We start from the raw sequence: 22,414 nt of genomic DNA on the forward strand, positions 1-22,414 counted from the left end.
GCCACCCGTGTTCGAGCGCCGTCGCTCTCGGCCGATGGGCGCGTCGACCGTGCGTCGCCGCGCCTCATCAGATTTGTCCAGACAATAGCAGATTGGGTGTTTCTTACACACGCCTGAATCTTCCGCCTCCGCGACGACCGGCGCGGGCCGCACCTTCGGTACGCACGCGGGGGCGGTTAGTCTGCTGAGATGCTGACTGCCACGGAGTCGCGGCTGCTGCGGGTGCTGATCGCGCTGCGAGATGCGACCGGCGCGAAGACCCGCACGCCCGTCGCGGAGTCATCCGTCATCGAACTGCTTCAGGACGATCCGGATGCCGCGGGCTCGGTTCCGGCCGTGCTCGATGACCTCGAACGCCAGGGATTCGCGCAGATCACGATGTCCGGCGGCGTCCGCGAGGTGCAGATGACCGCACCGGGCAAGATCAAGGCCGCGGAGTACGACGGCCTGCGCGCCCGCGCGATCGTCCCGCCCGCGCCGACGGCACGCGCTTCGGCAAGGCCGGCGGCTCCGTCTACGCCCACGGTGTCGGCGGACTGGCGGAATGACGTGACCGACGTGCTCGACGCGGCGACGCAGGCGGTTCCCCTGCTCCCGGAAGACAGCGCCGTCGTCGTCCGCGCCCTGCTCGAGGACGCGCGCGATGCCGTCGACGACGACACTCGACCCCGCGCCCGCCGGGCGCTCACGGCTTTGGGCGGGTACCTCGGCGACCCGGCATCCGGATCCCTCGCGAACGTCCTCGCCGCCCAGATGGTCGCGCAGGCCGGACGCCTCGCCGACTGATTCAGCTGCTCCCCAGCGCCTCCCAGATGGGATGCGCGCCGTCGAGCAGCGTGAAGTGCCCGCCGTCGACGAAGTGCGCGGTGACGTCCGGGAGGCGCGAGGTGATCGCGCGCCCCGCCGCCGGACGCACGTTGCCGTCCTGCAGTCCGTGCCACCACTCGACGTGCCCGTGCACGTCCTCGACGCGGAACCCCCAGGGCAGGCAGACGACCCGCGCATCCTCCGTCGGCCCGCGCGAGCCCTGCCGGAAACCGTCCGCGACGGCCTCGAGCGCAGCCCGCGTCTCGTCGGGATGCGTCCGCGCGTACACGGCGTCGGGCGAGTCGCCGCGCGAGATCATGCCGATCGTCCGGTCGATGGACTTCGCCGTCCGCGGCGTGCTGCTCTGCAGCACGGCACCGAAGACGCGCGGGGCACGCCGGGCGAGGCCGTAGAACGTCTTCGACATCCCCGGGATCTCCGCCTCGGCGCGGAACCACTCTTCCGCGTAGGGACCCGACCCTGCGCCGATCACGGTCGCCGTCACGCGATCAGGCAGCCGGTGGGTCACCGCGAGCGCGGTCGCGCCGCCGGCGGAGTGCCCGAGCACGCCCACCCGCTCGAGCCCCTGCTGGTCGAGGAGTTCGGCGATGTCGTCCGGCACATCGACGAGCCTGCGTGCGGGCGCGGGATCGGAGTGCCCGAGACCCGGCCGATCGATCGACAGCAGACGGATGCCGGCGGCCTGCGCCGGCGCGTCGATCCCGCGCCCCGCGAGCCCCGAGCTCGACGAGCCCGGGAAGAAGAGCACCGGCCGGCCGGCCGCATCCCCGAACTCGTGCCATGCCAGGGCCCGTCCATCGTGCAGCGTGATCTCGTTCATCGCGTCGCCTGCCATTCGTCGAGGAGCTGCGGCATCCGAGCCGCCAAGAAGGCGTTCAGGGATGCGGTCGCCTCGAGCAGCGCGCGCTGGCCGGCATCCTCGGTCAGCCCGAGCCCGGCCTGCGCGATCTCGGCCGCCTCCCGGTAGCGGGTCGCGTCGAATCCGCGGGTCTCGTCGAAGACGAGCCGGACCCGATCGGCGCGCTCACCCGCGCCGCGGGCGCGGCGCACGAGTCCGTTCAACTCGAGGACCTTGACGCTGCCGACCACCGCGCTGCGGCTCGCTTGCAGTGCCATCGCCAGCTCGTCGATGCTCTGCGCCGCCGGGTCGCACACGTACAGATAGCCCGCGATCCGGCCGGCGATCGGCGGGACCCGATATCTCGATGCCCACACCTCGGCCACGCGATCCGCGTACGCCAGCCGCTCCTCCATCGTCGTCATGTCGGCACTCTACGCCTCGAATGACTTTAATGACAGTTTTTTGTGTTATTTCTGTCACGGCGGGATTCGGAGAGTCGCGCGGAAATCGGAGTTGCGGCCCGTCATCCCCCGAAGACGGCGTCAGACTCCGACATCGCGCGGCACGAACCGGCTCACGGCCGCAGCAGCACCTTCCCTGCGCGACCCTGTCGCCCGCTCGCCGCGACTGCGGCACGGATATCTTCGAGCGGGTGGATGCTGTCGACCGGCAGCGTGAGCCGTCCGCCGGCGATCAGGCCGACGAGCTCGCCGAAGAGCGCCTGCCGGGTCTCGGTGGGCATCGCCTCGGAGATCTTGCTCGCCCAGAACCCCTTGACGACGGCTTGCTTGAAGATGAGGTCTCCGGAGAGCAGCTCGAGCTGCGGCGACGCCATCGCACCGAACGACACGAGCATGCCGCCGTCGCCGAGCAGGTGCAGGAGATCTCCCGCCGCGCGCCCGCCGACGGAGTCCACCGCGGCGCGGATGGGGCGATCGCCGGCGAGCTCTCGCACCTGCACCTTCCAGTCCTCCTGGTCGGTCGCCACGACGTCGTCGATCCCGGAGACGGCGAGTGCCGCCGCATCCTCCGACCGACGTACGACCCCGATCACGCGGATGCCGCGACTCGTCGCGATCTGCGCGACCATCCGGCCCACTGCGCCGTTCGCTGTGTTCTGGATGATCACGTCACCTGCGCCGACCTCGAGGAAGTCGACGAGCGTGATCGCGCTGAACGGCATGGAGACGAGCTGCGCCGCGACCTCGTCGGAGATGCCGTCCGGCACCGGGACGAGTGCACCGGCCTTCGCGATGAGGTACTCGCTCCAGGCTCCGAACGTGCCGCCTGTCGCGACCCGCTGCCCGACCGCGAAGCCCTGGACCTCGGCGCCGACCGCATCGACGACGCCCACGGCCTCCGTGCCGGCGCGCGCCGGCAGCTCGGGCTTGTACCCGTAGCTGCCGCGGACGGTCCAGAGGTCGTGATTGTGGATGGGCGAGAGGAGCACGCGGATGCGGACCTCGCGCGGTCCCGGTTCGGGCAGGGGGACGTCTTCGACGGCGAGGACCTCGGCCGGGTCGCCGAACTGTTGTTGGATGAGCGCACGCATGGCCAGAGCCTACGCTCGCGACGGGGACTTGACTGGGGTAGTGAGGGCGGCATCAGAATCGATCTATGGGTCGGATGACACGGATACGAGCCCGACTGCGCGAGGCACAGCGCGACCAGATCATCGTGCGCGTCCAACGCGCATCGGACCGTCAGACGTACGACGGATTCGTCGTCGGCGTCGGTAAGACGTGGATGCTGCTCACGCGCACGATGGAGGGCGGCTACTTCGACGGTCATGCGGCGATTCGCATCGATGACATCCGAAGGCTGCGCATCGACACCAGCTTCGAGTCACGGTTCTCACGGACCCGGCCGGAATGGCCACCCAGCCGGCCCGAGGGCGCCGCCGAGATCGACCTCGATTCCACGCTCGGCGTGCTCCGAACCTTCCCTCAGCCCGGCCGGCTCGTGGGCATCGAGTCAGCGAAGAGGCCGTCCTGCACATGGATCGGCGTACCCGACGAGATCCTCGGCCGATGGTTCTACTTGTGGGAGGTGCGCCCGGATGCGACCTGGCACGAGTCTCCGCGTGGCTACCGCCGTCGCGACATCGCGATGGTGTACTCCGGCTCGCACTACCTCACTGGGCTGACGTCGATCGCGGGACCCCCTCCGGCGCGTGTCGGAGAGAACTGGTCGACGCCCGCTTCCACGCCGACGGCGACAGCGACGGGCAGCTGACATGGCCAGCGACGACGAGCACCTGCACGCATACACAGCGATCCGCGGCGGGGACGTGGAGCGCCTGCGCGTCCTGCTCGCGGCGCATCCGGACCTCCCCTCCTGGATGCTGGGGCCTCCCGGTCGGGAGCGCCGGCCACTGCACCTCGTCACGGACTGGCCGGGCTACTTCCCGAACGGACCCGCCGTCGCGGAGCTGCTCATCGCGGCGGGCGCCGACGTCGACTGGCGCGGACCGGACGGGACCGGAGAGACACCGCTGCACTGGACCGCGAGCAGTGACGACGCCGACGTCGCGCGCGTGCTCATCGACGCCGGAGCGGACATCGAGGCGCCCGCCGGCTCCATCGGGACACCGCTCGACAACGCCGTCGGCTACGGCTGCTGGAACGTCGCCGGGCTCCTGGTCGAGCGCGGCGCCGTCGTCGACAAGCCGTGGCAGGCGGCGGCTCTCGGTCTGCTCGACCGGCTGCGCGAGCTCTTGGATGCCGACCCGCCGCAGGAGCTGATCGACCAGGCCCTCTGGCACGCCTGTGCGGGTGGGCAGCGCCGCGCCGCGGAGCTGCTCGTCGACCGCGGCGCGGACCTCGCCGTCTCACCCGAGTACGCGCACGGCACCGTGGTCGACGCCGCATCCATGCACGGGACGCAGCGCAGCAACGTCATCGAATGGCTCGAAGGGCTCGGCATCCGCCGTTCGGATGCATAGAGCGCACAACAGCGCGCGCGGAACAATGGGTCGAGACACCTGACGGAGGAGAAGTCATGCAGCTGGGTATGGTCGGCCTCGGGCGCATGGGCGCCAACATCGTGCGACGCCTGATGCGCGACGGACATGAATGCGTCGCCTTCGACGTGAATCCGGAGTCCGTGGCATCCCTCGCCGCCGAGGGCGCGACGGGTGCCGACAGCCTCGCTGACCTCGCTGCGAAGCTGCAGGCGCCGCGCGTCGTGTGGCTCATGATTCCGGCGGGACTCACCGGCCAGGTCGTCGAGCAGGTCGCCGCCGTCCTCGAGCCCGGCGACATCATCATCGACGGCGGCAACTCCAACTACCGCGACGACGTGCGCCGCGCCGCCGCCCTGAAGCCGACCGGCATCCACTACGTCGACATCGGCACGAGCGGCGGTGTGTTCGGCCTCGAGCGGGGGTACTGCCTGATGGTGGGCGGGCCGGACGAGGCGGTGTCGACCGTCGAGCCGATCCTCCGGACGATCGCGCCCGGCCCCGGCGAGATCGACCGGACGCCCGGCCGCAGCGGCGAACTGGCGCCCGAGGAGCTCGGCTACCTCCACTGCGGCCCGTCCGGCTCCGGGCACTTCGTGAAGATGGTCCACAACGGAATCGAGTACGGCATCATGGCGGCCCTCGCGGAGGGTCTCAACATCCTGCACAACGCGGACGCGGGCGTGCGCGAGGCCGAGCATTCCGCCGAGGTCGCGCCGCTCGAGGAGCCCGAGTTCTACCAGTTCGACATCGACACCGCGAAGGTCGCCGAGCTGTGGCGGCGCGGCTCGGTGATCTCGTCGTGGCTCCTCGACCTCACGGCAGCCGCCCTCGAGGCGAATCCCACCCTGAACGGCCTCGCGGGCCGCGTGTCAGACTCCGGCGAGGGCCGGTGGACGGTCAAGGCGGCGGTGGATGTGGGCGTCCCGGCGCCGGTGCTCGCAGCATCCCTGTTCGAGCGATTCGCCTCGCGAGACGAGGACCACTTCGCCAATCAGGTGCTGTCCGCGATGAGGCAGCAGTTCGGCGGGCACCAGGAGCTCCCCGCCGGCGACGTGCTGGAGGCCGGCGGCCGCAAGGCCGATTGACCCGGCTTACGCCCGGCGCAGCTCCAGCACGGGGATGGTGCGGATGCCGGCGGTCTTCACCTCGTACTCGCCGAAGCTCGGCACGGCGCGCACCTGCTCGGCGTAGATGCGGTCGCGATCGGCACCGGTGACTTCGTGCACGGTGACGGGATACGTCTCCTCACCGACCTCGACCGTGGCGGTGCCCGCATCCACGAGGTTGTAGTACCAGCCCGGGTTGTCGGGCGAACCGCCCTTCGTCGCGAAGACGTAGATGCTGCTCGGGTCGGCCTCGTTCGGGAGGTAGACCGCAGGAGTGACGCGCTCGTGGCCGCTCTTGCGCCCGCGATGGTGCATGAGCACGAGGTGCTTGCCCTCGAAGTAGCCGCCGACCTTTCCCTTGTTGGCGCGGAACTCCGCGATCGTCGGGTCGGTCCAGCCGCTTGCGTCGCTCATGTCGTCTCCCTCGTCGGCGTGCTCAACCGAGGCTAGGGGACGTTCGGTGACGTGTCAACTAATTTCGCGGCGTCTTGATGAGAGCGCCCGCCGCGATGAACACCACGGCCGCTGCGGGCTGGGCGATGAGCCAGAGCGGCCCCGAGAACGGGAACGGGAAGACGGGGTTCCAGAGCACGGCGATGACGGCGAAGACCGGGATCCACCACCACTGCTTCGCCTGCGCGGCGAAGTACAGGACGATGAGCGCGAGGATCGAGACCGCGTACAGGAGGATCTGCGGCCACACGCTGAGAAGGAACGGCCCGGAGAACAGCACCGCCGCCGCGAGCAGGCCCGGCGCCAGGGCATTGCGCTGGGCGCCGGATGCGGTGCGCGACTTGTCGCTCATGAACTCCCCTGTGCTCGCGATCGCGACCGATGCCGCCATCACATCGACGGTACCCGACGGCGGTCCGGCCGGCCGACGCCCTCGGAGTTCTCGATGAGTCTTCACGCCGGGGGCGCAGGTCCCAGCGTCGGCGGTACCGTTCAGATATGCGCAGGAACTACTGGGTGTACAGCGTCGGACTCGCCGTCGCCTGGGCGATCATCTTCGTGATCGTCGCCATCGTCGACGCGCAGAAGCTGCCCACCTTCGCGTTGGTGTTCGCCGGGTTCGCGATCTGCTGGATCTCGGCGACGATCGCACGCTATGTCTATCCGCCGCCCGTGCGGTGGAAGGCCGACAAGAGGTGGTGAGTCAGGCGGACCGAGCGGCGCGCCACTCGTCCGCGGTGATCGCGTATTCGACGCCGCCCTCCTCGATGCCCTCGGGGCCCTCGCGGTCGTCCTCCTGGAAGGTGCGGATGTAGGTCATCCCCGCACCGGCGCTCGTCTTCTGAGAGCGCTCGTTGACCTTCATGGTCAGCGTGAACACGCGCGTGAAGCCGAGGTCTTCGAACGCATGGCGCAGCATCTCGCGCGCGCCCTCGACGGCGAGCCCCTTGCCCCATTGGCTGCGGATCAGGCGGAAGCCCATCTCCGCCTCGCCGGGGACGTCGGTCTCAGGCCAGCCGGCGGGCTGCAGCATCCAGAAGCCGACGAACTCGCCGTCGACGAATCCCATCCAGAACCCCAGGCCGTCGACGGGCTTCGCCGTCTCCATCCGCATCCCGTGCGCGTGCGCGATCTGCTCGCGCGTGCGCGCCTCGCCCATGATGAACCGCTGGACCTCCGGGTCGGAGTCGAGCTCCACCTCGAGCTCGAAGTGTTCATCGGTGAGCGGGACGAGGGTGATGCGTTCGGTCTGCAGCGCTGCCTGGGTCACCGAGCCATCCTCGCATCCCCGCCCACCCCGCGCGACGGTCAGCGCACGACGTCGTAGACGAGCTTCTGCACACCGTTGCCGTAGACCTCATGCTCCGCGATCGCGACCTTGACGGTGTCGTGCGCCGAGTCGCTGAACAGGCGCGTGCCGGAGCCGAGGAGCACCGGGAAGACGAGCACGTGGTACCGGTCGACGAGGCCGGCGTCGGCGAGGGCGTGGCCGAGCGCGAGGCTGCCGTGCACGATGATGGGCGCGCCGTCGGTCTCCTTGAGCGCTGCCACCTCCTCAAGGGAGCGGAGGATGCCGGCCGGCCAGCGGTCGTCGTCGTGTTCGAGCGTCGTAGAGACCACGTAGCGCGGCATCGCGTTGTAGCCGCCGAACTCCGCCATGGACGGCCAGATCGGCGCGAACATCTCGTAGCTGCGGCGACCGAGCAGCACCGCGCCCGCCTCCTCCTGCTCACGGCCCTTCAGCTCGTAGGCGGCGAGGTCGACCTCGACGCCCGTCATGGTCCAGCGCGCGTTGGGGTAGCCCGGGTCGTCGCCGGGACCCTGGGCGACGCCGTCGGCGGACACGAACGCGGACACGATCAGCTTGCGCATGATGGATTCCTCTCGGGAGTCGGTATCGCTTCAGTGTACTCAACTAGTTGGTTTAAAACTAGTAGGTTGAGCAAGTGGTTGCGGCAGCCCCCGCCTCCCCGCATTGAAGGGCGTCAGCTCCCGGCGATCTCCCCGAGCACGTCGAGGAACGTCTGCCAGCCCGCGATGACGCCTTCGCGCTGCTCCGGCGTGAATCCGGGGGTCTCCTGTGTCATCCGCATGAGCGTGCCGGCGGCCGTCGGAGTGAGGTCGATCGTCAGCACCGCACGGGCGGTGTCCGCCGGACGATCCGTGAGGGTCATGACCAGGCGCGACGGCGGGTCGACCTCCAGGAATTCTCCCGCCCAGTCGATCGTGTTGCCGTCGGGGAGCACCATCATCGCGGACCACGCCCGGCCGGCGACCGCGCGGTAGTCGAGTCCGTCCAACGGCACCTGCACCTCGCGCCCGCCGAACCAGCGCGCGAACGATTCGGGCGATGTCCATGCGGCGAACACCGCTTCGGGCGTCGCGGCGAACTCACGGTCGATCTCGATGCCCGCCTCGGTGATCCCGGTCACGATGCCTCTTCCTTCTCCGTCGGCGAGTCCGTCGCCGAGCCTTTCGTCGCGCCCGCCTTCGAGCGCGCCGACGCCAGGAAGTCGTCGAGCGCGTCGAAGCTGTCGCCCCAGAACTTCCGATAGTCGTCGATCCACGCGGATGCGGCCGCCAGGGGCCGCGCGTCGAGCATCGCCGGCCGGTACTGCGCATCGCGACCGCGCGAGATGAGCCCCGCACCCTCGAGCACGCGGAGGTGCTTCGACACAGCCGCGAAGCTCATGTCGAACGGCTCCGCGAGGTCGCCCACGTTCGCTGATCCGAGCGCGAGGCGGGCGAGGATGGCACGCCGCGTCGGATCGGCGAGCGCCGAGAACGTGCGACTCAGCGGATCATCGATCATCGTCGCCATGGACGCCTCCCGTGCTCAACCGAATGGTTCTACACCAGGCTACCCGCATCTGGCCCGGTTCATCCGGGGAAGTGCTCCCAGTGGCCCTCGGAGATCACCGCGACCTCACCCTCCGCCACCGAGATCGCCGTCTGGTCGTCGATCGCGTAGGCGGGACCGCCGATCGTCGGGGCCCAGGCCCGGGCGCTCTCGGTCGTGTTGTACGCCCAGCCCGGGTAGTCGAGGTGCGGGAAGATCGAGAAGTCGACGACCCCGAGCGTCTCGTCGGAGCCGTCGGGCCGCCAGTCGACGAAGAGCCGGCCGATCCGCGGGGTCATCGCCATGCTCCCGGCGCTCACCCCGACCCACACCGTGTCGTCGAGCTCCGGCAGAAGGCCGGCGAGACCGGACTCCCGCATCCAGTGCGCGAGGTAGACCGCTTCGCCGCCGTCCGCCAGCAGGACGTCGGCGTCGCGGACCCAGGAGGTCCAGCGGTCCGCCCCGATGCTCGGGAGCGCGGTGAGCTCGAGCACCCCGACCGAGGCCCAGCCGAGGTCGCACAGGCCCTCCTGATCCGGCCATTCGCCCGCGATGGATGCGTACACCGACTGCGGCGAGCACATCGGCTGACCCCACTGAGCGGTCGGGATGAACAGGGCGCCGCTCTCCTCGATCGGCTTGCCCAGGAGCCGCACGAGCTCGGCGCGGATGCTGGGATTGCGCACTCCCCCGGAAGTGAGCAGCAGTTTCATGGCGAGCCTCCCTTTCCAGGGTCGACCAGCGGCCGGAACCCCCGACGAGTCAACCCGCAGCGATGCCGTGCAGCAAGACCTCGACGAAGGCGTCCGCGTGCGCGTCATCGAGCGGGCGGCCGAGCAGCGCCGCGTACGACGTGATCGCGACGATCTGATCGGCGATCGCCGCGGCATCCGCATCCGCCCGCACCTGGCCCGTCTCGCGCGCGCTCTCGATGCGGTCGCTCACCCACGCGACCGTCTGGCGGGCGAAGCGCCGGTTGAGCGCGGCGCCGAGGTCGGGGTCGGTCGCCGTCACGGCGATGAGCGCGCGAGCGAGGGCGATGTTCTCGGGGCGGGCGAGGTGTGCGTGCGCGGCCCTGAACCAGGCCCGGAGGTCGCCGGCGAGGTCGCCCGTCGGCGGCAGCTCGAGCGGCTCGCCAGGGATCTCGCCCTCGAGGAGCGCCTCGCCGAGGATCGCAGCCTTCGACGGCCACCAGCGGTAGATCGTCTGCTTCGAGACGTCGGCCTCGGCTGCGAGCCCTTCGATCGTGACGGCTTCGTAGCCGCCGTCCGCGACCGCGCGCCGCATGGCGGCGAGCACCGCCTGCTGGGCTTTTTCACTGCGGGGACGCGGCACCCTCCGAGGGTAGCCGGGTGTAGCCTGAACCATAAGTGGACGCGCCGTTGCGAAATGAATGGAGACCCCATGGCACTCACCGCGAACTCATCCATCGGCGACTGGCTGAACGACCCGGTCGGCGGCGAACTCGTGCGCAGCCTTCTCGCTCAGTCGGGAGCGAACGCCGAGCAGCTGACCCCCATCCTCGGCCTGCCCCTGCAGCAGCTGGTCGCCATGAGCCAAGGCGCGATGCCGCAGTCCGTCGTCGACGACCTCGTGCGTGCGGCGAACGGCGGCGAGCTCCCCATCGAGGACGAGGCCACGGGGGCCGAGCAGGTCGTGCCCGGTCGCTTCGCAGGCAAGACCGTGATCGTCACGGGCGCCGCATCCGGCATCGGCAAGGCCACGGCATCCCGCATCGCCCGCGAAGGCGGACGCGTGATCGCGTGCGACATCGCGGCGGAGAAGCTGGATGCGTTCCGCGCCGAGCTTCCGACCGCCGACATCGTCACCGTCGCGGGCGACCTGACGCAGCAGGACGCGATCGACGCCGTGATCGCAGCCGCGGGCGACCGCATCGACGGCCTCGCGAACGTCGCGGGCATCAACGACGACTTCTCCCCTGCAGGCGAGACCCCGGACGCCGTGTGGGACCGCGTCATCGCGATCAACCTCACCGCGCCGTTCAAGCTCATGCGCGCGGTGCTGCCTCTCATGGAGGCCGCCGGCCGCGGCGCGATCCTCAACGTCTCGAGCGAGGCGGGCCTGCGCGGCAACGCGTCGGGCAACGCCTACACGGCCAGCAAGCACGGCATCGTCGGCGTCACGAAGTCCGCCGCGTTCATGTACGGGCCGAAGGGCATCCGCGTGAACTCCGTCGCCCCCGGCGGCGTGGCCACCGGCATCCCGTTCCCGCCGCACGTGTCCGAGTACGGCTCCGGTCGCCTCGCCCCGTTCCAGCAGGCGATCCCGACGGTCGCGACCGCCGAGCAGCTCGCCGCGTCGATCACGTTCCTGCTGTCGGACGACGGCGTGAACATCAACGGCGCGATCCTCGCCTCCGACGGCGGGTGGTCGGTGCAGTAAGGGCGGCAACGCCGAAGGAGCCCGCATCCGATCCTGGATGCGGGCCCTTCCCTACAGCCGTCGACCCCGGTCCGCCATGGCGCTCGTCGCCCACGCGTAGCCGTCGGGGTCGGTGAAGTCGGCGTCGGCACCGACCTCGAGCCGGTGCGAGCCCGTGCCTTCAGCAGCGATCCCGACCTGCTTCGCGAGCCCGGAGCGCTTGTAGAGGGCGAGCGTGATGTCACCCGACGAGAACTCGGCGTACTTGCCTCCGAAGCTCTTGTTCACGGCCAGACCCTGCTCACGGTAGAAGGCGGTGCTGGCCTTGACGTCCTGGACACCCAGGAGCAGGACGAGCTTCTCGACCTCGCCGACCGCGGGACCGGTCGCCGTCTTGTTGGCGCTGGCGATCTGCCACGTCGTCCCGTCCGGGGCGACGAGGGATCCGCCGTACCCCCACAAGCTCTTCACGACGGGCTTCAGGACGCGCGCGCCGGCGGCGAGAGCGCGGGCGAACGTCGCATCGACGTCACCGGGCTGCATGAGGATGAGGGACGGCGCGAAGCCGCGGAAGCCCGAGCTCGGCCCCGTCGCGACCCGCACATGCACGCGGTCTCCCACGGCCAGCGCGTCGGCGTAGAACGACTCGGCGGCCGGGGCTTCGCCCGCGGCCGGGACTTCGATGGTGATGGCGTGGATGTTCATGTCTCGAAGCTAGAAGCGGAGGCGCGCGCATCCTTCTCGGATCCTGCTCGATGAGGTCAGGTGCGCGGCGGGTTGTACGCGAACTCGATGCGGATCCCGTTGGCGTCCTCGACGAAGGACGCGTAGTACCGCTCGTTGAACCGCGGGTACTTCTTGGGGTCGCGCACGACGGTCCAGCCCGCGTCGACCGCGATCGCGTGGAGGCGGTCGACCTCCTCGGGCGAGGGGATGTCGAACGCGAGGTGCTGCCAGCCGACGTGCCCGTGCACGTGCGGGCCGGTTCCGGCCGCGCGGGCGGGGCGGAGGATCAGCTCGGTCTCGCTGCCGTTGTCCCACGAGACGCCGTTGTCGGCGTCGCGACGGGTGTAGCCGAGTTCGGTGAGGATCGGGTCCCACTGGGCGATCGCGGCGGGGATGTCGTCGACGGTCATGCCGAGGTGGTCGATGAGAGCCATCCGGCGAGTCTAGGGCGGGGCGTGGACGCCCGGTCAGGCAGGCGTCACGCGCAGCGTCGTCTGCCTCGCGAGGTCCGAGGTGATGCTCCGCACGGCGCTGCCGGTGCCGTACTTCGCGCGGTAGGCCGCATCCACCTCGTCGTCATGCTCCGTATCGCGCGCGAACCTTACGTCCTTGGTGACGCCGCCCGACTGGATGCGTCCGCGGAGGTGGCGGAGCACGCCGCGATACCAGGCGCCCTCGGGGCCGCGGACGGAGCGGAGGTAGAGGTCGTCGCCGACGCGCACCTGCCACACGATGACGAGGGGCCGCAGCGTCCCGTCATCGCGGACCCCGCCGACCCGCAACTCGCCCGCCCGTCCGACGGCGTCGAGCTCGGCCGCCGTCCACGAGGTCACGCGGCATCCCCGGGGTACTCGTCGTCGGTGAGGTGGGCGCCCCACTCGGTCTCGACACCTGCAGGGTCGTCCGCGGCCTCCCACATGGCCAGGTGGCTCATGAAGTGGCCGGGGGCGGCGCCGTGCCAGTGCCATTCCCCGGGCGGCGTGTAGCTGGTGTCGCCCGGATGGAGCTCGACGAGCTCCCCGTCGCGGGACTGGACGTACCCGACGCCCTCGGTGACGTGGAGCGTCTGGCCGTTCGCGTGCCGGTGCCACGCGGTGTGCGCGCCGGGCGTGAAACGCACGATGTTGACGCGCATGTGCTCCCCCCTCGCGATGACGTCGAAATAGACGTCGCCCGAGAACCACTCGGCCGGGCCCTTCGCGGTGGGCGTCTTCGGGATCATCTCCATGTGCGTGCCTCTCAGGACGCAGCGTTCTCGCGACTGGGCGCGGGCAGGTCGGTGGTCGCCGCCCAGCTCGCGAGCATCGCGAGCGCGTCGGCGGATGCGGTGCCGGGCTCGGCGGTATAGGTCGAGAGCGTGAGCCCGGGATCGGCCGGAAGCTCGAACGCCTCGTAGGTGAGGTCGACGTCGCCGACCACCGGGTGGTGGAGCTTCTTGACGCCGGTGCGGTGGTAGCGGACGTTGTGCGCGGCCCACAGGGTGCGGAACCGGTCGGACCGCGTGGACAGCTCGCCGACGAGATCCGTGAGGCGTTTGTCGTACGGGTTGCGCCCGGCCTCGCCGCGCATCGTCGCGACGAGCTCCTGGGTGGTCTGGTCCCACTCCCGGTAGAAGTGCGGCGCGGCGGGATTCAGGAAGGCGAATCGCGCGCTGTTCGGAACCGGCTCGGCGAACACCGGGGAGTAGAGGGCACGGGCGAGGCGGTTGGCCGCGACGTAGTCGAAGTGGTTGTCCCGGATGAGCGCCGGCGCGTCGATCGCGTCGAGCAGGCGCTGGATGCTGGGGCGGATCGCCTCGGCACGCTTGCGCTGTCTGCGCGCCACTGGAGACGCGTTGGCCGTGCGGGCGAGGTCGAAGAGGTGTGCGGTCTCCGCGTCATCCAGCTGCAGCGCCCGCGCGAGCGCATCGAGGACGCTGTCGGATGCGCCGGACAGATCACCGCGTTCGAGCCGGGTGTAGTAGTCGACGCTCACGCCCGCGAGGAGCGCGACCTCCTCGCGGCGGAGCCCGGGCACGCGCCTGTTGCCGCCGTAGGCCGGCAGGCCTGCGCGCTCGGGCGTGATGCGGTCCCTCCGGCTGGAGAGGAACTCGCGCACATCGCTGCGGTGGTCCATGTCCCCGACGCTACGCCGCCGCATCCGCGTGAGGGAGGTTCCGTCAGTACCGGGCTCGCCCGGCGCAGGAACGACTCATGAACGCGACCGCACCCGCTTCGTGATGAGTCGTGCGACGACGGCCGCCGGGATCGCGCACACAGGCCCGACGAACGCGAGGCCGAGGGCGAAAAGGATGCGGGGCAGCAGCGCTGTGTGGCTCGTGTTGGCCGTCAGGAGGAACAGCGCGACGAGCAGGTAGCCGTAGAGACCGGAGGCCAGGATCGCGGTCCCCATGCGGTTCGCGAAGATCCCGATCGCGATGGCGCCGAGCGCCCACGGGATGAGGGTCCACGCCGTCCCGCCGAAGAGGATCTGCCCGCTGAGCGCTCCGAGGCCCGCCCCGACCGCGGCGCTGACCAGGACGAAGGCGGCCCGGGACCCTGTATCCGTCACCATGCCGTCGCCCTCGCGACCGGCCGGATCGAGAGCAGGAACCGGACGAGGAAGAGGATGCCGAAGGCCAGCGCGACGACCCCGTCGGCGTAGAGCATCCCCTGTCCCCAGATCCCTCGCGTCATGCCGTCGGCCGCGGCCGCCACGACGAGCGCGAGCCCGGCGCCGACGAACGCGGTGACGCCGACCGCCGCGACGACCGCACGCGGCAGCCGGGGTGCAGCGGTGTTCCCGCGGCGGGCGATCCGAGCCACCCCGAGGACGATGGCGGCCACGACGAGCCCGATGGCAGCGGCAGACAGGATGAAGAGGAAGGAGTCATCCGAGCTCTCCAGCGCCGCGGCGGTGCTGCAGTCCGTGGCCGTGGGCTGCACGGCGAGCCAGTGCGCGCATCGCGCCGCGGGGAACGAGTAGCCGACCGGCGCCCCGTAGACCCACTGCGTCGACGTGAGCTGCGCGAGGGCCCGTGCGGCGAGCGCGGCCAGCCCGATCGCCGCGAATCCGTAGAGGCCGAGCTGGGCCGCGGCGGTCACCGTGGCGACGAGGATGGCGCGCGGGCTGCGGCGATTCTCCGCCTGGGAGATCACGGGTGCGTCGCCGAAGGCGGCGACGGCCGCGCGCTCGGCATCGCGCTGCGCCATCCCCTCGCGCCGGAACGCATCGGCGGAGTCCAGCAGATGCGTCTCGGTCTCGTTCAGCATCCGCCGGCGCTCGGCGGGCGTGCCCTCGAGCCGGTCGAAGAGGTCGTCGAGGTAGTCGTCGATGGGGTCGTTCATGCCGTTCCTCCCAGCACCATGTCCATACCGCGCGCGAAGCGCGCCCAGTCCGCCGCCTGCTGCGCGCGGGCTTCGCGGCCCGAACCGCTCAGCTCGTAGACCCGTCGACGGCGCCCGCCGACGACCTCCCACGAGCTGCTGACGAGGCCGCGGCGCTCGAGTCCGTGCAGGGCGGGATAGATCGTGCCCTCGGCGAGCACGAACTCCCCTCCGCTGCGGTCCTTGATCGCCGATGCCAGCTCGTACCCGTGCGCCGGACCCGTCGCGAGCGCGGCGAGCAGCAGGAGCTCGAGGTTGCCCTTGATCCGATCGTTCGCCATACCTAGGAAATCTAGGCATAGAGATTCTAGGTGTCAAGACCCGGCCCGGCGGGCCCCACCGCGTCCCGGATACGTCGGCGCCCAGCTCGTCAGACGATCGGGTCGGCGAGCACCTCGGTCAGGACGCGGTCGTGGAGTCGCTGCGGGTCGGGGCTCGACAGGCCCGCCATCGTCGCGAGCGCCTTCCACAGCGCCCAGCCACGAGCGCGCTGCCACGTCGCATCATCCAGTCCGGCGGCCCCGCGGAACTCCTGCCGCTCGCCGCCCTCGAAGAAGGTCCACGCGATCACGAGGTCGCACGCGGGATCACCGATCCCGCACGTGCCGAAGTCGATCACGGCCGACAGGCGCCGATCCTCGACCAGAAGGTTCCCGGAAGCGACATCCCCATGGAACCAGACCGGCGCGCTCGGCCACGCGCTGGTCGTCGCGGTGAGCCAGATCTCGCGGCACAGCGTCGCATCGACACGCGCTCCGAGCCGCTCGAGGGCGATGTCGACCTGATCGCTGTAGGCGCTCGGATGGCAGCCTCGGAAGTGGGAGTGCGCACCGGCCGCGGGTCCCGCATCCGTCGGAAGTCCACGGATGGTGTGCAGCGCGGCACCGAGATCCGCCGCGAGCGCTCGCCGGTCGACGTCCCTCGCATCGGTCAGGGTCTCGCCCGGCAGCCACCGGCGGATCGACCATGGGTAGGGGTAGCCGCTTCCCGGCGCGCCCGACGCGAGCTGCTCGGGGATGGCCACCGGCATCCGCCCGGCGAGCGCACGCAGCACGCGCTCCTCCTTCGCGACCCCGGGGACGTAAGCCTCACCGCTCGGCAGCCGGACCGACAGGTCGTCGCCGAGCCTGAACGTCCGGTTGTCCCATCCCTGCGCCGGCACCGGCCTGACGGGCAGCCCCGCCCACTCCGGGAACTGCGCGGTGACGAGCTCGCTCACGAGGGCCGCGGTGATCTCCACCTGCCTCAGTCTGCCGGACCGGATGGGCGGCGGGCTGCGCCGACCCTGGTGACGCTGCATGTGCCGCTGGTGGCGTGCTCCACCCGTGACGGAGCTGCTGATGGTCGACCTCGCCGAGCAGTCGGCGCGGCAGGCCTGCCGGCACCGCCCCTGGGGTCAGTGAGGGGCTCGGCTCACCCCGGACGGGTCCGCGCACCATCGCCCGCATGCTGGAATGGATTCCCGTGCGCACTGTCCTCCGCCGATCCGGCGTCCCGTATCTGCTCGCGACGTCGTTCGTCGGACGGCTGCCGTCGTCGATGGCGGCACTCGCCCTCGTACGGCTGGTGGTGGATGCAGGCGGCGGATACGCGTTCGGATCGACGGTGACGGCGACCTACATCCTCGGCGGGATGATCGGTCAACCCGTCCTCGCGCGGGTGGTCGACCGGACCGGGCGGCGGCGGCCCGTGCTCGTCGGCGCGGCGGTCGCGGCGACCATCGGCTTCGTCGTCACGGCGTTCACCGTCGCGTCGCTGCCGTGGCTCGCCCTCGGGGCGGTCCTCGTGGCGGGCCTCGCGACCCCGCCCCTCGAGTCCGTCCTGCGCAGTCTGTGGACGGTCCTCTTCCTCGATCCGGTCGAGCGGAACTCCGCGTACGCCGTGGATGCGGCGGTCCAGGAGCTCGCGTTCGTCATCGGTCCGCTGCTCACGGCGGTGGGCATCCTCGTGTTCGGCGCAGCGGGGAACGTCTTCGCGATGGCGGCCGCCGGCCTCGTGGGCGCGGTCGCTTTCGCCGCGCATCCCCGCATCCGTCGCACCGATCCGATCAAGCCGGAGGGCGCACACGGATCCCCGCTGCTGCGCGCCCCGTTCGTCCGTCTCCTCATCCTCGTCATCGCGATCGCGGCCCCGGTCGGCGCGCTGACTATCAACGCGACCGCCTACGCCGAGATGGCGGGCGATCCCTCCATCTCGTCGTGGGCGATCGCGCTCAACGGATTCGGCGCGTTGACCGGTGCCCTCCTGACGGCGCGGTTCCCGTTCCGGGCGGCGCCGGAGCGCCTTGTGCGGCGGCTCGGCGTCATGATGGCCGCCCTGTATCTGCCGACCGCGTTCTTCGGGGCCCCGGTGTGGCTGTGGCTCACGTTCGCGGCGATCTCCGGGCTCCTCCTCCCCGTGCTGCTCACGCAGGTGTTCGCCCTCACGCCCGCGCTCGTGGATGCGCATCACGGCAACGAGGCGAACGCGTGGGTCATCTCGGCGTTCGCCGTCGGCAACGCGGGAGGGACGATCCTCACCGGGCAGATCCTCGGTGCGGCGGGTACGTCGGCAGGCATCACGATCGCCGCCGTCGCGTGCGGAGCGATCGGGATGCTGGGCTCCGCCCAGGCCGGCAGACGCGCCCTCCGTCGGGTCGACGAATCCGTGGCGTAGCGAGTCCGTGGCGTAGCGAATGGATAATGATCGCGTGACGGACGACTGGCAGACCCGCGTCGACGAGTTCTGGGCGCGCTTCGACGACAGCGACGCACCGAGGATGCTCGCCGCCATGCGCGTGCTCGTCGACGAACGTCCCCCGGGCGACGCCCACGCGCTCGCCGAGTGGGGTGGTGTGCATGACGCACTGGGCCTCGAGGAGGATGCGGTCGGCCCGTATCGCCGTGCACTCGAGATCGGTCTGGAGCCGATCGCCGCGCATCAGGTGACGCTGCAGCTGGCGAGCACTCTGCGGAACCTGGGGCGGTTCGACGAGGCGATAGAGCTTTTGCAGAACCTCGACGCCCCCGAGCTCGGCGATGCCCCCGCCGCCTTCCTCGCACTTGCGCTGCACAGCGTGGGTCGCGCGGATGCGGCACTGCAGACCGCCCTCACAGCGTTGTCCGTACACCTGCCTCGCTACGGCCGCGCCCTCGCCGCCTACGCGGCCGACCTCACGGACTGAGACGGGCGGTCAGCGAGCGCTGGGGTCGATGGCCGCCGTTATGCGTGCGACGACGATCCAGGCGAAGACCGCGCCGACGATGACGAGCGCATCGCTGACAATAGAGATCGTCAAGCCGGCGATGAAGCCCGGGAGCGAGTTGCCGGTGAGCAGCATCCGTCCGCCGATCCCACTGGTCAGGTTGCCCGCGATCCACAGCACCCACCAGATTCCCCGGATCCCACCGTCCAGGTCGGCTCGTGAACTGCGCGCGATGTCCGAGACGTTCTGGAACGGGAACCACAGCGAGACGATCGGGATGAACCACGATCCGACGTGCCAGCCGGGCGATCGCCGGAGGGAGCCGGCGGGAAGGGAGGCCGCGGCGCGGTACTGCCACACCATCCAGCAGACGCCGGATGCCAGGAGGACGAGCAGCGACAGGATGCTGACCGGCCTCGAGATCGCGTCGTACGCCTCGAGGGCGTCGATCCCGACCAGCCCGGTGCTGTACGCGTTGAGGGAGACGATTCCCCAGAGGTTGACGATGATCGTCACCCCGGACAGCGCCGCGTACGCCACGATCAGCCCGCGGGTGGCCCCGCCGATGCCGCGCAGCGGTCGGACCAGCCATGCGCCGGGGCCACTCGCGTACATCGGTGCGCCGTACTGCGGCTGCGGGGGCGGGGGATAGGCGGGCGGTCCGTACGAGGGCTCGGGCTGAGGAGGAACAGGGTCGCTCATGAGAGTCCTCGTGATCGGCGGTGATGGCGAAGCGCTGCCCGAACGATAGCAGTCGGATGAATTCCGCAGCGGTGCCCGTGCGCTCTCACGGATCGACGCCGACGTGCGTGGTGCGGGGATCGCACCACGCACACGCCTCACATCAGGCGGCAGCCAGATCGAGATCGTCCGGCAACGAGAGATCTGGTCCGTACGTCGTGCCGAACGGATGGACGACGCGGTCGCCGGAGGACCACCGCGGCCAGCCCGGGTCGCCGATGCGGGCGAACGCCGCCCACGCGCGCATCATGTCGCGCGAGACGGCAAGGCGGTCGAGGCTGCGCCCGGTGAGCGGAACGCGGTCCACCGTGCCGAACACGTAGGCGAGCTCGAGGCTGTGGCAGGCGCCGAGGATGCCGCCGAGTACTTCCGTCGGCTGCCGGAACTCATAAGCCCACACATCAGCCGTGCGGTCGGCGGCCTGGTCGGCGATCGTCCGGGCGCCCACCTGGAACATCTGCGCGCTGAAGTGCCGCGCATAGAGGAGGAACGGCGGCTCATCGGGGTGAGCCGCCGCGAGCTCGTCGTACGAAGCGCCGAAGGGCATCGCCGCGACCCGCGCCGCCGCATCCCCCGCCGTCATCTGCGGGCCGAACGTCGGATCGTTCGCGAGGAACATGCCCGCCTCGTGGGTCGTCCAGCCGATGAGGAGCGCCTTGTCCGCGAGCGCGGCCGGAGCGTCATCCCCGAACGGATCGCGAGGCAGATCACGAGCGTCGAGCGACGGCGCGAACCCGGCGATCCCCTCCAAGGAGACCCGCCCGTCGTCGCCCGTGGGCTCGAGCGGCATTCGGCGCAACACCTCTGCCTGCGCCTCGATGAGCCGCTCGAGGGGAATCGCCCGCAGCTCCTCGGACGAGGTCACGCCGAGCATTCCGCACACGTCAGCACGGAGGGATGCTGCCGCATCCGCCTTGTTCGCGCGCGCGATGGGGCCGCTCATCATGATCGACCGGGCGAAGAGCCCCTCGGCGGCGGGCATCGCACCGAGCGTCGCGACCTTCGCGCTGCCGCCTGACTGACCGCTGATCGTGACCCGGGCGGGATCGCCGCCGAAGGCCGCGATGTTGCGCTGCACCCATTCGAGCGCCGCGACGATGTCGAGCATGCCGGCGTTCGCGGAGCCCGCCTCGTCGAACTCTCGCAGGTCCATGAAGCCGAGGATCCCGAGGCGATGGGTCACCGTGACGACGACGATGTCCTCCGCCGCGGCGAGCACGTCCCCGTTGAAGGCCATCTCGTTGCCGGAGCCGTGCGTGAACCCGCCGCCGTGCAGCCACACGAGCACCGGGAGCCCGTCAGCGGACGGCGTGCTCGGCGTCCAGATGTTCAGCCGCAGGCAGTCCTCATCCATGGGAGATCCCTCGACAGGCGATCCCGTGCGCGGATAGAGGAGAGACAGGAGCTTCTCCCCACGCGCACCCTCCGTGAGCCGGGTGTCGGCCTGCGGGGCCGAAGGGCCGAAGACGAGCGCGTCGCGGACTCCGTCCCAGGACTCGACCGGCTGCGGCGGGCGGAACCGGTTCGCCCCGCCGGTGGAGGCGCCGTACGGCACGCCGAGGAAGCTGCGCACGCCCGCGTTGTCGATGCCGCGGAGCTCTCCCGAGTCGACGGTGACGGTGGTGTATGGCATATCAGCGAACCTTCCGGATGGGGGCGATGAAGAACGCCGCGAGCGCAGCGGCGACAGCGGTGAAGATGAACAGCGGGGCGTAGCCGCCGGTCAGCAGGATGACGAGGGCTGCCAGGAACGGTCCCGCGATCTGCGGCCCGGTCGTCGCGACGTTGAGAAGGCCGAGATCGCGCGCTGTGTTCTCGGGGTCCGGGAGCACGAGGGTCATGATCGCCTGGTCGACGGCCATGTAGACGCCGAAGAACAGCCCGACCACGACGGAGTAGGCCAGCATGCCGGTCCAGGTCGGCCAGATCGCCGGGATGAGCGCACCGGCCGCGATGCCGAAGGATGCCACGATGACGAACACCTTGCGGCGGCCGAGGCGGTCAGACAGGGGACCGGAGACCAGGGATGCCACGACCGAGACGGCGAGGTTGATCGTGCCGAGCAGGGCGACCGCGGTCGCTGCATTGCCGCCGGGCAGATTCTTCGCACCGATGTAGTCGGTCAATGTGTAGAGCTGGTAGGTCGAGACCGTCCAGTACCCGATCATGATCGTCGCGCGCGACCAGAAGGCCCAAGCGAAGTCGTGGTCGCGCAGCGCCGTGAAGAAGTGGCGGATGGACTGCCGTTCGGCGACGTTCTGCTCCGCATCCAGCTTCGCCGTCGGGTCGGGGGCGAGGAAGACGAGCAGCAGGGTGCCGACGATCAGCAGCGCGCCGATCAGGAGGTACGCCAGGACCGGGGTGGCGATGAAGACGGGTGCGACGTTGAGCCCGTAAATGACGCCGACCGCCAACGCGAAGCTGGCGATGGCCGAGACGAAGCCTCGGCGCTGGGCGGGCACACGGTCGGGCATGACGGCGGTGATGACGGCCTGGAAGGCACTCATCGTCACCATGACGAGCAGATACGCGGCCGCGAGCCAGAACAGGCTCGTCATCCCGCCGAGGATCGCCAGCAGGACGAGCGCGACGATCGCGCTGATGAGCAGCCATGGCGCACGGCGACCGAAGCGACTGCGGGTGCGGTCGGAGAGCGCGCCGAAAACTGGGTTGCCGATCGCCGCGGCCGCGGCGCCGATGGATGCCAGGATGCCGTACGCGGCTACCTTGCCGGACGGGTCGATCGCCGCGATCTGCGTGGGGAGCACGATCTGCTGCATCCCCTGGAAGATCGCGTACATACCGGCGTTCGCCAGGAAGAACGTCACAACGAAGCGCGCGCCTCCGATGATCTTCGGTGCGCCCGCAGACGTTGCGGGTGCGGCGGACTGCTGGATGCCAGCAGGCTGGGTAGTGTCGGACATCGGCGACCTCCTCGTCGTTGTGCTCAGTCGGGTGCTGAGCGGCTTCACGTATTATTTTCG

General features: G+C 70.4%; 31 protein-coding genes. 8 read left to right on the forward strand and 23 right to left on the reverse strand.

All coding sequences use genetic code 11. The features are described from left to right. Positions 1 to 189: 189 nt before the first annotated feature. The gene (locus tag QSV35_RS01210) at positions 190 to 786 is read left to right on the forward strand and encodes a hypothetical protein (protein WP_286285866.1); all 597 of its coding nucleotides are present in this window, start codon (positions 190 to 192) and stop codon (positions 784 to 786) included. A 1-nt stretch (position 787) separates the two neighbouring features. On the opposite strand, the gene QSV35_RS01215 is transcribed toward QSV35_RS01210, so the two are convergent. The 3 genes from QSV35_RS01215 to QSV35_RS01225 form a co-directional block, all read right to left on the reverse strand. Further along, entirely contained in the window at positions 788 to 1,648 is an 861-nt protein-coding gene (locus tag QSV35_RS01215) for an alpha/beta fold hydrolase (protein WP_286285868.1), read from the reverse strand. Further along, positions 1,645 to 2,091, reverse strand: a complete 447-nt coding sequence (locus QSV35_RS01220) for a GbsR/MarR family transcriptional regulator (RefSeq protein WP_286285869.1) — start codon at positions 2,089 to 2,091, stop codon at positions 1,645 to 1,647. The genes QSV35_RS01215 and QSV35_RS01220 overlap by 4 nt, the downstream gene beginning before the upstream one ends. A 152-nt stretch (positions 2,092 to 2,243) precedes the next feature. Continuing rightward, positions 2,244 to 3,221: a zinc-binding dehydrogenase gene (locus QSV35_RS01225; protein WP_286285871.1), complete on the reverse strand. Its 978-nt coding sequence runs from the start codon at positions 3,219 to 3,221 to the stop codon at positions 2,244 to 2,246. Positions 3,222 to 3,295: 74 nt separating this feature from the next. On the opposite strand from QSV35_RS01225, the gene QSV35_RS01230 reads away from it, so the two are divergent. From QSV35_RS01230 to gnd, 3 genes are read left to right on the forward strand one after another with little or no spacing between them, the layout of a single operon-like run. Then, entirely contained in the window at positions 3,296 to 3,904 is a 609-nt protein-coding gene (locus QSV35_RS01230) for a hypothetical protein (protein WP_286285872.1), read from the forward strand. 1 nt (position 3,905) lies between these two features. Next, a complete protein-coding gene (locus QSV35_RS01235; RefSeq protein ID WP_286285874.1) occupies positions 3,906 to 4,613 on the forward strand; it encodes an ankyrin repeat domain-containing protein in 708 nt (235 codons plus the stop codon). A gap of 56 nt (positions 4,614 to 4,669) precedes the next feature. Next, positions 4,670 to 5,719 carry a phosphogluconate dehydrogenase (NAD(+)-dependent, decarboxylating) gene (gnd, locus tag QSV35_RS01240; RefSeq protein ID WP_286285875.1) on the forward strand — a complete coding sequence of 350 codons (1,050 nt, stop codon included), beginning with the start codon at positions 4,670 to 4,672 and terminating at the stop codon, positions 5,717 to 5,719. Between the two features lie 6 nt (positions 5,720 to 5,725). Here gnd and QSV35_RS01245 read toward each other — a convergent pair whose 3' ends face one another. Next, complete coding sequence (locus QSV35_RS01245; protein WP_286285877.1) at positions 5,726 to 6,154, reverse strand: nitroreductase/quinone reductase family protein; 429 nt, start codon at positions 6,152 to 6,154, stop codon at positions 5,726 to 5,728. A gap of 58 nt (positions 6,155 to 6,212) precedes the next feature. Continuing rightward, positions 6,213 to 6,545: a DUF6804 family protein gene (locus QSV35_RS01250; RefSeq protein WP_286287805.1), complete on the reverse strand. Its 333-nt coding sequence runs from the start codon at positions 6,543 to 6,545 to the stop codon at positions 6,213 to 6,215. Positions 6,546 to 6,691: 146 nt separating this feature from the next. Between QSV35_RS01250 and QSV35_RS01255 the strand changes: the two genes are divergently transcribed. Continuing rightward, positions 6,692 to 6,895 carry a hypothetical protein gene (locus QSV35_RS01255; protein ID WP_286285879.1) on the forward strand — a complete coding sequence of 68 codons (204 nt, stop codon included), beginning with the start codon at positions 6,692 to 6,694 and terminating at the stop codon, positions 6,893 to 6,895. Position 6,896: 1 nt separating this feature from the next. On the opposite strand, the gene QSV35_RS01260 is transcribed toward QSV35_RS01255, so the two are convergent. The 6 genes from QSV35_RS01260 to QSV35_RS01285 form a co-directional block, all read right to left on the reverse strand. Beyond that, on the reverse strand, positions 6,897 to 7,463 hold the full coding sequence (locus QSV35_RS01260; protein ID WP_286285881.1) for a GNAT family N-acetyltransferase: 567 nt from the start codon (positions 7,461 to 7,463) through the stop codon (positions 6,897 to 6,899). A gap of 38 nt (positions 7,464 to 7,501) precedes the next feature. Next, complete coding sequence (locus QSV35_RS01265; RefSeq protein WP_286285883.1) at positions 7,502 to 8,065, reverse strand: dihydrofolate reductase family protein; 564 nt, start codon at positions 8,063 to 8,065, stop codon at positions 7,502 to 7,504. Positions 8,066 to 8,178: 113 nt separating this feature from the next. Then, positions 8,179 to 8,625, reverse strand: a complete 447-nt coding sequence (locus tag QSV35_RS01270) for an SRPBCC family protein (RefSeq protein ID WP_286285884.1) — start codon at positions 8,623 to 8,625, stop codon at positions 8,179 to 8,181. Next, positions 8,622 to 9,014, reverse strand: a complete 393-nt coding sequence (locus tag QSV35_RS01275; RefSeq protein WP_286285885.1) for an ArsR/SmtB family transcription factor — start codon at positions 9,012 to 9,014, stop codon at positions 8,622 to 8,624. The genes QSV35_RS01270 and QSV35_RS01275 overlap by 4 nt, the downstream gene beginning before the upstream one ends. A gap of 59 nt (positions 9,015 to 9,073) precedes the next feature. Continuing rightward, a complete protein-coding gene (locus tag QSV35_RS01280) occupies positions 9,074 to 9,745 on the reverse strand; it encodes a Type 1 glutamine amidotransferase-like domain-containing protein (RefSeq protein WP_286285887.1) in 672 nt (223 codons plus the stop codon). A gap of 49 nt (positions 9,746 to 9,794) precedes the next feature. Further along, entirely contained in the window at positions 9,795 to 10,367 is a 573-nt protein-coding gene (locus tag QSV35_RS01285) for a TetR/AcrR family transcriptional regulator (RefSeq protein WP_286285889.1), read from the reverse strand. A gap of 69 nt (positions 10,368 to 10,436) precedes the next feature. Between QSV35_RS01285 and QSV35_RS01290 the strand changes: the two genes are divergently transcribed. Continuing rightward, a complete protein-coding gene (locus QSV35_RS01290) occupies positions 10,437 to 11,435 on the forward strand; it encodes an SDR family NAD(P)-dependent oxidoreductase (protein ID WP_286285891.1) in 999 nt (332 codons plus the stop codon). Between the two features lie 51 nt (positions 11,436 to 11,486). On the opposite strand, the gene QSV35_RS01295 is transcribed toward QSV35_RS01290, so the two are convergent. The 9 genes from QSV35_RS01295 to QSV35_RS01335 all read right to left on the reverse strand — a co-directional run bounded on the left by QSV35_RS01295 (position 11,487) and on the right by QSV35_RS01335 (position 16,745). Beyond that, positions 11,487 to 12,119: a VOC family protein gene (locus tag QSV35_RS01295; protein ID WP_286285893.1), complete on the reverse strand. Its 633-nt coding sequence runs from the start codon at positions 12,117 to 12,119 to the stop codon at positions 11,487 to 11,489. 56 nt (positions 12,120 to 12,175) lie between these two features. Next, positions 12,176 to 12,574, reverse strand: coding sequence for a VOC family protein (locus tag QSV35_RS01300; protein ID WP_286285895.1), 399 nt, complete (start codon positions 12,572 to 12,574; stop codon positions 12,176 to 12,178). 33 nt (positions 12,575 to 12,607) lie between these two features. Further along, a complete protein-coding gene (locus tag QSV35_RS01305; RefSeq protein WP_286285897.1) occupies positions 12,608 to 12,973 on the reverse strand; it encodes a DUF2255 family protein in 366 nt (121 codons plus the stop codon). After that, on the reverse strand, positions 12,970 to 13,368 hold the full coding sequence (locus QSV35_RS01310) for a (R)-mandelonitrile lyase (protein WP_286285899.1): 399 nt from the start codon (positions 13,366 to 13,368) through the stop codon (positions 12,970 to 12,972). Before QSV35_RS01310 ends, QSV35_RS01305 begins: the two co-directional genes overlap by 4 nt. An 11-nt stretch (positions 13,369 to 13,379) precedes the next feature. Further along, the gene (locus QSV35_RS01315) at positions 13,380 to 14,279 is read right to left on the reverse strand and encodes a helix-turn-helix domain-containing protein (RefSeq protein WP_286285901.1); all 900 of its coding nucleotides are present in this window, start codon (positions 14,277 to 14,279) and stop codon (positions 13,380 to 13,382) included. A gap of 51 nt (positions 14,280 to 14,330) precedes the next feature. After that, a complete protein-coding gene (locus QSV35_RS01320) occupies positions 14,331 to 14,693 on the reverse strand; it encodes a hypothetical protein (RefSeq protein ID WP_286285903.1) in 363 nt (120 codons plus the stop codon). After that, positions 14,687 to 15,466, reverse strand: a complete 780-nt coding sequence (locus QSV35_RS01325) for a permease prefix domain 1-containing protein (protein WP_286285904.1) — start codon at positions 15,464 to 15,466, stop codon at positions 14,687 to 14,689. Before QSV35_RS01325 ends, QSV35_RS01320 begins: the two co-directional genes overlap by 7 nt. Next, positions 15,463 to 15,786 (reverse strand): PadR family transcriptional regulator, encoded by a 324-nt coding sequence (locus QSV35_RS01330; protein WP_286285906.1) that lies wholly within the window; start codon positions 15,784 to 15,786, stop codon positions 15,463 to 15,465. Before QSV35_RS01330 ends, QSV35_RS01325 begins: the two co-directional genes overlap by 4 nt. Positions 15,787 to 15,875: 89 nt before the next feature. Next, positions 15,876 to 16,745 carry an aminoglycoside phosphotransferase family protein gene (locus tag QSV35_RS01335; RefSeq protein ID WP_286285908.1) on the reverse strand — a complete coding sequence of 290 codons (870 nt, stop codon included), beginning with the start codon at positions 16,743 to 16,745 and terminating at the stop codon, positions 15,876 to 15,878. Between the two features lie 206 nt (positions 16,746 to 16,951). Between QSV35_RS01335 and QSV35_RS01340 the strand changes: the two genes are divergently transcribed. After that, positions 16,952 to 18,160 (forward strand): MFS transporter, encoded by a 1,209-nt coding sequence (locus tag QSV35_RS01340; RefSeq protein WP_286285910.1) that lies wholly within the window; start codon positions 16,952 to 16,954, stop codon positions 18,158 to 18,160. Positions 18,161 to 18,194: 34 nt separating this feature from the next. Then, on the forward strand, positions 18,195 to 18,668 hold the full coding sequence (locus QSV35_RS01345; RefSeq protein ID WP_286285913.1) for a tetratricopeptide repeat protein: 474 nt from the start codon (positions 18,195 to 18,197) through the stop codon (positions 18,666 to 18,668). A 9-nt stretch (positions 18,669 to 18,677) separates the two neighbouring features. Here the strand turns inward: QSV35_RS01345 and QSV35_RS01350 are convergent, their stop codons facing one another. From QSV35_RS01350 to QSV35_RS01360, 3 genes are all read right to left on the reverse strand, one after another. Then, on the reverse strand, positions 18,678 to 19,391 hold the full coding sequence (locus QSV35_RS01350) for a DUF4328 domain-containing protein (RefSeq protein WP_286285915.1): 714 nt from the start codon (positions 19,389 to 19,391) through the stop codon (positions 18,678 to 18,680). Between the two features lie 142 nt (positions 19,392 to 19,533). After that, on the reverse strand, positions 19,534 to 21,063 hold the full coding sequence (locus QSV35_RS01355) for a carboxylesterase/lipase family protein (protein ID WP_286285917.1): 1,530 nt from the start codon (positions 21,061 to 21,063) through the stop codon (positions 19,534 to 19,536). A gap of 1 nt (position 21,064) precedes the next feature. After that, positions 21,065 to 22,354: an MFS transporter gene (locus tag QSV35_RS01360; RefSeq protein ID WP_286285919.1), complete on the reverse strand. Its 1,290-nt coding sequence runs from the start codon at positions 22,352 to 22,354 to the stop codon at positions 21,065 to 21,067. Positions 22,355 to 22,414 lie beyond the last annotated feature (60 nt).

Source organism: Microbacterium candidum (assembly GCF_030315975.1).
GTDB classification, from domain to species: domain Bacteria; phylum Actinomycetota; class Actinomycetes; order Actinomycetales; family Microbacteriaceae; genus Microbacterium; species Microbacterium candidum.